Source organism: Armatimonadota bacterium, from assembly GCA_031459715.1.
Taxonomy (GTDB): Bacteria; Sysuimicrobiota; Sysuimicrobiia; order Sysuimicrobiales; family Humicultoraceae; genus Humicultor; species Humicultor tengchongensis.
In genome coordinates this window covers 201,418-213,826 of sequence record JAVKIA010000001.1, presented here as the reverse complement: position 1 = coordinate 213,826, position 12,409 = coordinate 201,418, and the positions used below count along the sequence as shown (strand labels likewise).

General features: G+C 70.4%; 12 protein-coding genes. All 12 read right to left on the bottom strand.

The genetic code is table 11. The annotated features are described in order from the left end of the window. Positions 1-478: 478 nt before the first annotated feature. Entirely contained in the window at positions 479-1,168 is a 690-nt protein-coding gene (locus QN152_01005) for a cyclase family protein (GenBank protein MDR7538096.1), read from the bottom strand. 7 nt (positions 1,169-1,175) lie between these two features. Beyond that, a complete protein-coding gene (locus QN152_01000; protein ID MDR7538095.1) occupies positions 1,176-2,552 on the bottom strand; it encodes a dihydroorotase family protein in 1,377 nt (458 codons plus the stop codon). A gap of 66 nt (positions 2,553-2,618) precedes the next feature. Continuing rightward, positions 2,619-3,599: a D-glycerate dehydrogenase gene (locus tag QN152_00995; GenBank protein MDR7538094.1), complete on the bottom strand. Its 981-nt coding sequence runs from the start codon at positions 3,597-3,599 to the stop codon at positions 2,619-2,621. Between the two features lie 67 nt (positions 3,600-3,666). Further along, positions 3,667-4,893 (bottom strand): Xaa-Pro peptidase family protein, encoded by a 1,227-nt coding sequence (locus QN152_00990; protein ID MDR7538093.1) that lies wholly within the window; start codon positions 4,891-4,893, stop codon positions 3,667-3,669. Then, on the bottom strand, positions 4,890-5,921 hold the full coding sequence (locus tag QN152_00985; protein ID MDR7538092.1) for an alcohol dehydrogenase catalytic domain-containing protein: 1,032 nt from the start codon (positions 5,919-5,921) through the stop codon (positions 4,890-4,892). The genes QN152_00990 and QN152_00985 overlap by 4 nt, the downstream gene beginning before the upstream one ends. Positions 5,922-6,025: 104 nt before the next feature. Then, positions 6,026-7,807, bottom strand: coding sequence for a CocE/NonD family hydrolase (locus QN152_00980; GenBank protein ID MDR7538091.1), 1,782 nt, complete (start codon positions 7,805-7,807; stop codon positions 6,026-6,028). 33 nt (positions 7,808-7,840) lie between these two features. Then, complete coding sequence (locus QN152_00975) at positions 7,841-8,878, bottom strand: alcohol dehydrogenase catalytic domain-containing protein (protein MDR7538090.1); 1,038 nt, start codon at positions 8,876-8,878, stop codon at positions 7,841-7,843. 146 nt (positions 8,879-9,024) lie between these two features. After that, complete coding sequence (locus QN152_00970) at positions 9,025-9,738, bottom strand: SDR family oxidoreductase (protein ID MDR7538089.1); 714 nt, start codon at positions 9,736-9,738, stop codon at positions 9,025-9,027. 120 nt (positions 9,739-9,858) lie between these two features. Continuing rightward, entirely contained in the window at positions 9,859-10,140 is a 282-nt protein-coding gene (locus tag QN152_00965) for a hypothetical protein (protein MDR7538088.1), read from the bottom strand. A gap of 15 nt (positions 10,141-10,155) precedes the next feature. Continuing rightward, the gene (locus tag QN152_00960) at positions 10,156-10,329 is read right to left on the bottom strand and encodes a hypothetical protein (GenBank protein ID MDR7538087.1); all 174 of its coding nucleotides are present in this window, start codon (positions 10,327-10,329) and stop codon (positions 10,156-10,158) included. A 41-nt stretch (positions 10,330-10,370) separates the two neighbouring features. Then, entirely contained in the window at positions 10,371-11,150 is a 780-nt protein-coding gene (locus QN152_00955; protein ID MDR7538086.1) for a C-GCAxxG-C-C family (seleno)protein, read from the bottom strand. After that, a complete protein-coding gene (locus QN152_00950; GenBank protein MDR7538085.1) occupies positions 11,144-12,397 on the bottom strand; it encodes a Tm-1-like ATP-binding domain-containing protein in 1,254 nt (417 codons plus the stop codon). Before QN152_00950 ends, QN152_00955 begins: the two co-directional genes overlap by 7 nt. Positions 12,398-12,409: the final 12 nt, after the last annotated feature.

The window sequence follows — 12,409 nt, the reverse complement described above, 5'->3', positions numbered from 1 at the left end:
CGGCCTCTCGCCAGCGGGGGCGGCCGGAGCAGGAGGGGTCACTGCCGGGGCCTTCGCCGGCGCCCTGACCGGGGCCTTCCTCGCCGCCGGCTTCCGGGCAGGGGCCTTCCGCACCCTGGCGGGAGCCTTCCGGGCGGGCTTCTTCGGGACGGCCTTCCTCCGCATAGCCCCCCCGCCCGCAGCCTTCCTGGCCGCCTTCCGCGCTACCCTGGCGGCCTTCTGTGGAGACGCCTTTCCGGCACCCGCCCGGCGCCTGCGCGCGGGACGCCGTGCGGCCTTGGCCTTCCGCTGTGCAGCCACGCTCATCCTCCCTTCCGTCCTGGAGTCGGCGTACCCTCCATCACGAAGGGTACCACGCACAGAGTTTTCTTCGCCGCGCGAAACTCCTGCCACGGTTGCCCGCAGAAGGCGGCTGCCGCAGAGAGGAGGCGCCGCGGGGGACTGCATCGGGCCGAGGGGCGGGCCCGGCTGGCGCGGCTCAGGCCTCCTCTTCGACGGCAAAGAATCGCGCCCAGGCTCCTTCTGTCCCCACGATCCGGTGGAAGGCGGCAAAGAACCGGACGCGGGGACGAGGGAGGCGGCCCAGCCCGGTCAGGCCCTCCAGCAGCACGGCGCCCCCGCCGAGCACGATGCGGTGCACCACGAATGCATCTGGCATAAAGGCGGGATCCTTGGCAGCCGGTTCCTCGAAGCAGTCGAACCCCAGCGCCTTCGGGCGGAACGCCATCAACCAGCGCGCCCCCTCGGGGCTGAGGGAAGGCGATTCCAGGAAATAGCGCGGCGTGTTCCAGGTGCGGTCCGACCAGTCGGTGCGAACCAGGATGATATCCCCGGCGCGGAGATCTTCCCCCGCCGCCTGCAGCCGCTGGCGCGCCTGCTGCAGGTCCTCCGCCGTCATCAGGTGATGTGGGCCGATCCAGGAGAGATCCAGCACCACTGCACTGCCCATCACCTGCTCCAGCGGGATCTCGGCGGTGGTGGCCCCGCCTTCCAAGACGTGCAGCGCAGAATCTATGTGCGCCCCCATGTGCAGGTTGGCCTCCACCGACGTGGAGAGCCAGAACCCGGGCTGGCGGCGGTGTCGCTTCAGCACCAGCGTAAGATTCGTCGACGGGGGTCCCTTGGTGCCTTCCCCGATCGGCACGCTGAGATCGATGATCTTCACCATCCTCACCTCACCCGCTCTTGCCTCCGGGCGGGGCGTCGGCCCCCTGGACCCGCCTCACAAGCCTCCCCCATCCCGGCTCGCCCGTGGGCTTCCCGTCCCGCGCCACCAGCCTTCCCCGGACGAAGGTCATCACCGGGAAGCCCTGCACCTGCCGGCCGGCGTAGGGGGTCCACCCGGCCCGGGAGACGATCTCCTCGTTCCGCAGTTCCCGTCGCAAGGCCGGGTCAACCAGCACCATGTCCGCATCGGCCCCCACCTGCAGAGCCCCCTTGCGCGGGTAAAGGCCGTACAGCCGGGCCGGAACCTCGGCGACGGCCTCGACCAGACGGGGGAGGCTGAGCCGGCCCTGGTGCACCGCATGGAGCATCAGCGGCAGCGTGGTCTCGACGCCGGGCAACCCGAAGTGGACCTCCCAGATGCTCCCCGCTTCCTTCTGCGCCCGCGTGGCCGGGGCGTGGTCGGTGGCCACATGGGTGATCTCCCCCCGGCGCAGCCGGTCCCACATGGCGTCCGTATCCGCCTGGGAGCGGCAGCGTGCTGGAGGGGTGAACTTGCGAAAGGGGCCGTGCTCCAGGACCTCCTCCTCCCGGAGGTAGAAGTACTGGGGGCAGCTCTCCACCCACACCGCGGCTCCCCGCCGCCGCTCCCCCACCGCCAGGTCCACTGCGGCGGCATGGCTGGCGTGGGCGATCACCACCCGGGCGCCGCTCAGCCGGGCCAGCAGGGCTACCACGCCCACCGCCACCAGCTCCGCCTCCCGGGACCGCCAAAGGGGAATGACCCCGAAATCCCCCCGCCCCGCCTCCCGCAACTGGCGCTCCGCTCCTGCAGTGAGGGCTTCGTCTTCGCAGTGGACCAGGCAGATGGCGCCGCAGGCGGCCGCCTCCCGGAAGAGCCGCAGAAGGTCGAAGCTGGACAGCCCGGCGATTCCGTGGGTGGTGCAGGTGAAGGCCTTGAGGTAGAGGGCACCGGCCTGCCAGACCTCCCGCACCCGCTGCAGACGGTCGGGCAGCACGTGCGCGGCCAGGCCGAAGTCGACCAGCGAGCGGGTCTGCAGGTGGGCCGCCTTGGCCCGAAAGGCGGCGGCATCGGTCACGGGGGCGGCGTGGGTGTGCTCGATCACCGTGGTCACCCCGCCCACAGCCGCGGCGGAGCTGCCGCTGATGAAATCCTCCCGGTCGGTGGCCCCGGGGTCCATGAAGTGCACGTGGCTGTCCACCATCCCCGGCAGCAGCAGCAGGCCTCCGGCCTCTACCGTCTCCCGTGCGGGCAGGCGCTCGCTGGTCAGGGCGGCGATCCGGCCGTCCCTGGCATAGACGTGGGTGGGCATAGTCCCCGCCGGGGTGACCACCGTCGCGCCCAGGATGGCCAGGTCCGTACGCACCCTCCTCTCAGGGCCTGGGGCCCCGCTCGGTGATCGGGCTCCCGGTACCCGGCCCGGCCTCCGGTCTCATGCAAAGACCTCGGGGTTGGCCAGGTTGGGTGGACGCCTCCCCGCCAGAAAGGCCAGGATGTTGTCCACCACTACGGCGGCTATCTGCTCGCGGGTCTCCCTCCCCGCACTGCCGATGTGGGGGGTGAGGACCACGTTCTCCATCGTCAGGAGATCGGGATGGACCTGGGGCTCCTTCTCGTAGACGTCCAGCGCCGCTCCGGCCAGGCGCCCGGCGCGCAACGCGTCCACCAGGGCCTGCTCGTCGACGATGGGGCCGCGGGCGGTATTGATCAGGTAGGCGGTGGGCTTCATCAGCTCCAGCTCCCGCGCCCCGATCAGCCGGTGTGTGCCCGGGTGGTAGGAGGCATTGACGACGACGAAGTCGCTGGCCGCCAGCAGCTCCTCCAGGGAGACGTAGCGCAGCCCCAGCCAGGCCTCCTCGTCGGCGGGCAGACGGGCGCGCTTGGTGTAGAGCACCGTCATGCCAAAGCCGCGCGCCCGGCGGGCGATCCCCCGGCCGATGGCCCCCAGGCCGATGGTACCCAGGGTCTTGCCGTGGACCTCGCCTCCGACGAAGTACATGGACTGCCCGCCGGGGAAGAGCCCCCGGCGCACCGCCCGGTCCGCCTCCACGATGCGGCGGGCCACCGCCAGGAGCAACCCCCACTGCAGGTCTGCGGTGGTCTCGGCCACGATGTTGGGGATGCAGGTCACGGGGATCCTGCGAGAGGTGGCGGCGGCCACGTCCACATTGGCCGGGTAGATGGCCGAGGTGGCAATGAGGCGCAGCGACCGCCCCGCCTCGATGACCTCCCCGTCCACCCGGTCGTGCAGCAGGCAGTAGAGCACCTCCGCGGCACCCACCTCCCGCAGCAGGTCGTCCCGGGGCAGGATGCGGCTGGCATCGGGGAAGACCCGTACCTCGGCCGCCTCGCGCAGCCTGGCCAGCGCGGACTCGGGCACCGGTTGCGTCACAAAGACCCTCGGACGTGCCATCCCCGTCCCTCCTTGCCTTCCGCTAGCTGGCCTCGCCTTCGAATGCCGCGCCGGCAGCCGTGGTCGGTCACTCTGCCAGCAGGCGCTCCTCGTACGGTATGCGGGAGAGGCGGCGCGGCCCCTGCTCCGTCACCAGGACCATGTCCTCCAGCCGGACGCCGCCGCCGCCCTGGATGCCCGGTACCCAGATCAGCGGCTCCATGGCAAAGACCATCCCGGGGCGCAGCTCCACCTCCACCGCGCCGGGAAACGGCTCCCCGATGTACGGGGGTTCGTTGGCCCCCATACCGATCCCGTGGCCGATAAAGAGGCTGAGCAGGTGCTCCGCCAGCCCGTGCCGCGCGGCGCATGCCCGGACCGCCTCGGCCACCTGCCCGGTGGTAGCCCCCGGGCGCATGGCTGCCAGGCCTGCCTGGTGCGCCTCGTAGACGGCGCGGAAGATCCGCCGCTGGGCCGCAGAAGGCTGACCGCAGGCCACCGTGCGGCCCACATCGGCGAAGTAGCCGTTGAGCATGGCCCCGATGTCCACGAAGACCAGGTCGCCGTGGCGGATCAGCTTGTCGGTGGCTAGCCGGGTGGGTGGGGACATGCGCTCGCCGGAGGCGACAAAGGGAGTGATCACGTGGGCATACTCTCCGCCCAGCCGGTAAAGCACCCGCATGGCCTCCCCGGCCACCTCCACCTCCCGCACCCCGGGCCGGACGCAGTCCACAGCCGCTTGCGTCACGGCGTCGGCGATGGCTGTAGCCTCCTCCAGGACGGCCACCTCCTCGGGCAGCTTGACCTGCCGGGCGCGCTGCATCACCGCGTCCCCGTCGGCCCAGTGCACCTGGGGGAAGCACTCGTGCAGCGCCGCATGCAGCGCGGCACTGGCCAGGTCCAGACCGATGCGGCCGCGGCCGAGGCCGTACCGCTGCAGCACCCCGGCCAGGATGGCTGTGACGAAGTGGCGGATCAAGCCGGCCTCCTCCAGGATGGGTATGGGATGCACCTCGGCTGACCAGGGCTGGCGCAGCCTGACCCGGTCGGCATCGCCCCCGGAGACAAAGAGGACAGGCTCCCCCTGGCCGGCCAGCAGCGCGCCGTTCAGCACCCCGCTCTTCCCGGCAATGAGCTGCGGCCGCAGCCCGGTCAGGTAGCGCACGTTCTCATCCTTCCAAACAATCAGGGCGTCCAGGCCCGCCGCCGCCATCTCCGCCCGGGCGCGCTGCACCCGCTTGCCCCGCAGGACCTCATAGTCCGCCCGCCGCTCATAGTCCACGGCGAAGGGGCCGGGAGCCCAGGCCTCGGTCATGGCGCCGCCGCCACGGCCAGCACGATGCGGCCTACCGCCCGGTCGGCGCGCACTCTGGCCAGCGCCTCGTTGGCCTCTCCCAGATCCAGGACCTCTGAGACGACGGGGCGTACCTGGCCCCGCGCCACCAGCTCGATGGCCCTGGCCAGCTCCGGCCGCGTGACGTAGCGGGAGCCGATGATGCTGACCTCGCCCAGGGCCATTCGATCTGTGGGCAGGGCGGGGTGGTGCCCCTCCCTGGTGGTGTATCCCACCTGCACGATCCGGCCCCCTTTACGCACCAGGGTCAGGGCCACACCGGTAGTGTTGCCGCTGCCCACGCAGTCCACCACCAGGTCGGCGCCGCGGCCTGTGGTCATGGCCCGTACACGCTCCACCGCCTCATCGACCAGGACCGCCTCCTCTGCGCCGGCTTCCCGCGCTGCCTGGAGCTTGCGCTCGGCGACGTCCACGGCCACCGGTCTTGCGCCGGCAGCCCGGGCGAACTGCAGGGCGTGGATGCCCACCCCGCCCGTCCCCAGGATGACTGCAGTCTCCCCGACCTGCACTCGCCCCCGGGTGAGCACGGCGCGGTAGGCCGTGCCCAGGGCGCAGGACATGGCCGCGCCCTGGGTGGCGTTGACCTGGTTGGGAAGCGGAAGCACGTGGCTGGCCGGCACCGTCAGGAACTCCTGAAAGCCACCCGGCGTGGTGAATCCCACCCACCCCCGCAGGGCATCACAGAGGTTCTCTTCCCCGGCAACGCAGTGAGGGCACCCGCCGCAGCCCCAGTAGTTGTAGACCACCACCCGCTGGCCCGGGGGCAGGGCGACCTCCGCACCCGAGGCCGCCACCACGCCGGCGATCTCGTGCCCGGGGACGTGGGGCAACCTCTGATGGGCGGAGAAGGACATCTGCCCGTCCACGATCTTGAGGTCGGTGCGGCAGACCCCGCAGGCCAGCACCTGCACCAGCACCTCGCCCGGCCCGGGCCGGGGCGGCTCTACCTCCCGGGGGACCAGCGGCTGGCCGAAGGCCACCAGGGCCATGCTCCTCACGGTGAGACCTCCTGGCGCAGGAGCTCCAGTGCGGCCACCATCTGCGAGCGGCCGACTATACGCAACAAGGTTTCCTCCATCACCGCCTCCAGGGATCAGGCCTCACCGGGGATGACCGGCAGCAGCAGGTAGGAAGCCGTGTCGCCCCCACCGTACACCCGGACCTGCCCGCCATAGACCTCCGGGCGCCGGTCCCAGGGGTGGTCGTGCAGGAAGGGCCCCGAGCCCCGCAGTCCCGACCAGGGCCCCAGGTCCCCGCTGGGCATCTCCCGCTGGAAGTCCCTCCCCTGCACCAGCAGCTCCAGCGAGTAGCCGGGGGGGACGACGATGCAGGTAGGCCAGATCTCCACCTGCACCTCGTAGACGCGGCCCGGGACAAGCGGCTGGATCTCGTCGTGGGTGTGGTAGGGGCGGTAGGGCATGCTAAGGTGCAGGTCCAGCTTGCGGTGCGAGGCCCGCAGCCACCCCTGGGCGATGGGCGCGCGGGGCTCCACCGCCCCGGTAAACGTAACCTCCACCCCGGAGGGGTCCAGCAGCCGGATCACCAGGAACAGGTCGGCGTCGGATGTGGTGGAGGCGATGAAGAGCCTGGCCGCCAGCGGGCCGGTGATCTCCGTCTCCGCCTCAAACGGGGGGGTGCGGAAGGCCACCCCCTCCTGTAGCGGTGCGTACTCCACCCAGCTCTGGGCCGCCGGCGGCTCCTGTCCCAGCGTCCGCCGTGCCGGGTCCAGGTACAACCTTGTCCAGCGGGTACGGGCCAGGGGCCATTCGTGCTCTTTGCGCAGGACGAACCCGTCGACGCGGCGGATGTTTAGCAGGACCCGCGGCTCCCGCTCCCACCCGTTGTCCAGTCCTTTGAGGAAGTGGTCGAAGAACCGTCGCTGCAGCGCCAGGCCGTAGTCGGTGGAGAAGTGCGTCCAGTGCGCGTGCCCGTGGATCTCCAGCCACTTTTGGGCCGAGGCTGCACGGACGAACGCCTCCACGTTGCCCCGCAGGTGCAGCCCCTGTCCGCCCCAGTTGCCCGCTGAAAGCAAGGGCACGGTGATCCGCGACCAGTCCGCCGACCGCTCCCGGTACCACGGGCCGTCCAGCTCACGCAGCAGGGCCTGGCGCAGCGGGTCCACCCGGTTCTGGGCCAGCTCGTGCTCGGGCAGGGTCTCCGGACCGGCGACCAGCTCGCCGGTATGCGGGTTTACCGGACCGCGGGCCCCCACGCCGTGCTGCACCGTCTCCACCTGCGCCTTGAACCAGGCACCGGTGAAGGTGCACAGAATGCCGCCGTGGCGGTGCCAGTCGCGGTAGTAGTCGGCCGCCCCCTCCCAGGCGCAGATGGCGGCCAGGTGCGGGGGTTGCAACCCGGCCACCAGCCACTGGTTGATGGCGTAGTAGGAGATCCCGTTCAGGCCCACCCTCCCGCTGCTCCAGGGCTGGCCGGCCGCCCACTCGATGCAGGCGGCGAAGTCGCGCGTCTCCCGCGGGGAGAAGATGTCCAGGAGGCCTGGAGAGCGCCCCGCACCCCGGGAGTCCACGCGCACGCAGGCGTAGCCGTGCGGGACCCACTTCTCCGGGTCCACCACTTCCCAGTTCTGGTAGCGGCAGGTCGACCCCCGGGCCACCTCGGGGAAGTCGCGGACCAACGCGTGCCACTGGTCGGGGTAGCCCACCTGGTAGGGGAGGCCCTTGGCATAGGGCCCATAGCTGAGGATGACAGGGTAACGGCCCTCGACCGCAGGGCGGAAGACGTCGGCCCGCAGGATCACTCCGTCGTCCATGGGGATGGGAACGTCGTAGTCGATGTGCATGCCATCCACTGTGACGCTCCTTTGCAGCGGGTTCGTCCCCCGCCGCGGCATCTTCCCTCCGGTCCGCCGTGCCATCACCGCGTCATCCCCCCGACCGGTGCCCTCCGTCTACAGCGGGGGCTGGCAGCGGACGGCCCCCCGGCCGATCAGCGTTCCCTCGTGGAGTTTGTTATGCAGCGTCTCCACCGCAGCCAGGGGGACCACCTCAGAGACCACGGGCCTGATTGCACCCCGCGCCACCAGACGCGCAGCCTGCATCAGCTCCCAGCGAGAGGTGTAGCGCGAGCCCAGCACCGTCAGCTCGTCGAAGACCATCTGACGAGGGCTTACAGGGAACTCCACACCAGGAAAGGTAGTCAGCAGCACCAGTCGCCCGCGACGGCCCAGCGCCTCCAGGCAGAAGGCCAGGGTTTCCGGCGACCCCACGAAGTCGATGGCTGCCGTCACCCCTGCGGGCGCGACCGCACGGATTCGGTCCAGCCTATCCCCGGCACGGAAGTCCACCGCGGCCATCGCCCCGGCCGCGCGGATCGCCTGGAGCTTCGCCTCGCCCAGGTCGACACCGACGGCTTCGCCGCCGAACGCCCGCACCATCTGTACCATGTGGATACCGACACCGCCTCCCGCCCCTACCACCATGACCAGGTCGCCGGTACCAATGCCCGCCCGCCGGCAGACGTGATAGGGGGTGGCGATGGCGTCCGGAATCGCCGTGGCCTCTACAGCGGGGATCTCCTTGGGCACAGGCAGCCAGTTGGCCACCGGCAGGCTCACGTACTCCGCATAGCCGCCGTCGCGGTTCACCCCCACGTACCCCCCGAAGTTGCGGCAAAGGGGCTCATGCGCCAGCCGGCAGAAATCGCAATGCCCGCATGTTAGATAGAAGTAGGCCATCACTCGATCCCCAGGATCGAGCCCGGTGGTACCGTCGCCCAGGGCTTCTACCCGGCCCACGATCTCGTGCCCGGGGATGCGGGGCAGCCCCGGCCCGGGCTGCCGGAGATCACCGCGCATGTAGTTCAGGACCGTCAGCCCCACGCCGCACGCCTCCACCCTCACTAGCGCCTCCCCGGGAGCCGGAACAGGCACCGGAACCTCCTCATAGGAGAGCGCTCCTCCCCAGCGGTGCAGCACCTGTGCGAACATATGCTGCCTCCTTTGGTCAAAGACTTCAGCACCCTGCGGTTGCCCACCAGTTCAGGGTGGACCGTCGACCTCCGCTCGCATACGCCGGTGCCGCAAAGGTTGCGTCACGGTGACCCTCCGGCGTGCCATCTCCTCTCTCCTTCCGGCTACTGGGCGGTGTACCCGCCGTCTACCACGAATACCTCCCCGGTGACATACCGCGCGTCATCGGACGCCAGGAAGACCACGGTCGGAGCAATCTCCTCGGGGGTGGCGAACCGGCCTACGGGGATCCGGCGCAGTACGTCAGCGTAGACCACGGGATCCTGGCGGAGGTCAGCGGTCATGGGCGTCCACACCAGCCCCGGGGCTATGGCGTTCACCCTGATCCCCAGGGGAGCCCACTCCACCGCCAGGGTACGGGTCAGCGCTACGATGCCCCCTTTGCTGGCGGCGTAGGCGGCATTGTGCTGACGGCCCACGACGCCCAGGATGGAGGCGACGTTGATAATGACACCTCCGCCGCGCCGGGCCATGGACTGTGCCGCGGCCTGCGAGCAGAAGAAGAGCCCGCGCAGGTTCACCGCGTGAATGTGGTCCCACTGCTCGGGGGTTACCTCCAGCGCGGGGCGCCGGATCTGGACCCCGGCGCAGTTTACCAGCACGTCCACCGGCTCTACTCGGGCAAAGCATGCGGCGATGGACGAAACATCGGCCACGTCCAGCACGCTGGTCTCCTGTGGAGTCACGACGCCCTGCAGGGAACGGAGCGCATCCGCATCCCGGTCAGTGGCGATCACCCGGTAGCCGGCGTCCAAAAGGGCACGGACGATCGCCTGCCCGATGCCCCCGCCGGCACCCGTCACCAGCGCCCGCTTCATCCACATCACCCCTGCACGGGGGGCTTGCTGGAGCCGACCCCGATCCGGAGGCGCTCCGTCCGCAGCCGGAACACTTCGCCGGCCCGGGGGAACGCCGACGGCGAATCGGTCGGCGCCCCCCTAGCCACGGGACGCCCCCTCCTGTAAGACGGCGATCGTGGTTCGGATGGGGATGGCGGCGCTGATAGAGTTGTGGACGGGGCAGTGCTCCGCGCCCCACAGGAGCCGCTCCCGTTCTTCCTCTGTGATGGGACCGCGGACACTGATGTGCCGGTAGAGTTCCGTGATGCGCATCTGTCGCTGCTGGGGGTCGTTGGGGCCGCCTACGAGGAGATTCTGCTTGTGGCTGACGCGCACCTGGAGCCCCTCCAGCGGTATCTGGAATTCGCGGGCCACGCCCACGAGGGTGACGGCGGTTCAGGTCCCGAGCGCGGCCAGGAACAGATTGAAGGGACTGGGCCCCCTGTCGGTGCCCCCACTGTGCACGGGCTCGTCCCCCACCAGGACGTGATGGCTCCCCTCCACGGTCACCAGGGTGAAGAAGTTCTCCAGCTGCCTGACTACGACGCCCACCCCCACCACCTCTTCCACCGCGCCGCCATGGCACTAGGTCGATGCAGGTCGTCGTCGCCTTACAGGATCGCCACCACCTCCACCCGATCGGGCCTGCCCCCCGATGGGCGGAGCTGCACCACCGTCGTCAGGTACCAGCGGTCCCGGCGCCGTCCCTCCACCACGAGACGTCCACCCACGGCCGGGTGCACACGCACAGCCGTGGCCAAGCTGTACGAGATGTCCTCTTCTGAAATCCCCAGGCGTGCCTGTGCGTGGCGAACCGCCGCGCCCACCTGGATTTCTCCACGGCGCGCCAGGGCTCTGATGTGGCGCCGCGCAGCCAGGACCTCCGCACGCCGGACCGGTGCCCGCTGTGCTCGCCGGCGGCGGTGGTCAAAACGGGGGCAGGTCAGGGAGAGCTCGTGGGCGCTGAGGATGGCCTGCACGGCCAGCTCCGCGCCCCGGCGGTAGACCGGGCCGCATGAGAAGTCCTTGCTCCACTGCTCGTGGGACAGGGGCTTGAGGACCCGGCAAGAGGTGCTGCCTAGCTCCCGTACGAACCGCTCGTGCAGCCAGTGCACGAGCGCGCTGGCACAGGAGTTGTCCTCCTCCGACCGCCTGCGGCCGAAGATCCACCCAATGAGCATCGCGCCAGCCTCTAGCGCGCCGCAGCGGTCCCCGTACCCCCCGCCGCCCCCGCGCAACCCCGTGCAGGCCCTCAGGAGGGCCTCATCCGGCCGCAGGCCCAGCGCCGCCGCCGCCCCCCGAAGGACGGCCTCCGAACAGTGAAAACCCTGCTGGCGGAAATGCTCCGCCCGGTCGCCCGCCCGCCTGATCAGCGCTCGTCGCGTCACCATCGCCCAGCCCGTCCCTTGCATTCCAACGTAACTTCGTCCAGCAGTCCCACCACCACCTCCGCGAAGCCGGGATCGTTGATATGGTAGGGTACGAATACCGCGCGTACCAGGTCGGTGCGCAGGCCGCCCTCAAGCGCCTGCCCAAAGACGGCATCGGCCTCCGGGTCGAACCATGGGCCCGCCGCCTCTCCTCGGAGGGTGCGGGCTTCCGGTCCGTCCGCGTGGTCGAACCGGGAGAACCCCCGTGTAGGGATGGCGACCGCTGCCGGCCGGCGCACCCGGTTCAGCTTCGCCGCCAGCAGGACGCCGAAGGCCCCGATCTCCTCCTTGCTGGTCCGCATGAGGACATTCTGCTCCGTGTACTGGAGAAATCGTCGTCCGGCGAACCGCTCCGGCACCCGCCCGGTCCAGAAGTTCACGAAGTCGATGGCTCCGGGGATGACCACCAGGGGGAGCCCTCGCGCGATAGCGGCGTCCATCCGCCCTTCCCCCGCAGAGAAGACGCCGCCCACGAGGTGGTTGATCAGCTCACTCGGCGTCAACTCCACCGCCCGGGCGATCCGGCCGTCGAGGATCGCGGCCTCCAGGGCCCGTCCACCGACGCCGTTGGCGTGGAAGGCGGCGACTTCTTCCCCGCCAGCCTCCAGGAGGCGGCGGCACGCCTCGGCGGCCGCCTGCGTTACGCCGAGTACCGACATGGCCACAGTGGGCGCGGCTCCCGGCTCGTCCCTGGGCACTGTGCTCATCTTCAGCACCGCGGCGGCAGCCTGGCGGAGGATGGGTCGGGTGATCGGATTCAGCGAAATGTCGCAGACTGCGTTCACGACCGTTATGTCCCGTGGGCCGACAAGTGCGGTGAGGTCGGTAGCTCCCACGACCGCCACCAGCACCTTGGGCATCCCCAGAGGGAGCGGCGCCACGGCCCGGGCTGCCAGCCGCGACCCGTTGGCGCCACCCAGCGCAATGGCGGCCGCTACCCGCCCCTCGCGGATCAGCTGCTCAAGGATCTCAGCAGCACCGCGCCCCATGACCTCCACCGCCTCGCGCCGGGGCATGGCCGCCACCTGGGCAAACGACATCCCCGCCGCAGCGGCGACGCGCTCGGCGGAGATGTCGACGTCTGAGCCGCCCGCCGCGTGGAGGCAGCTCACGTCCAGCAGCAGGGTCCTGCCGCCAAGAGCCTCCACAGCCCTCCTCAGGTACCGGCATTCCTCCCCCTTGGTGTCCAGCGTTCCCAGGATCACCACGACCGCTCTCGC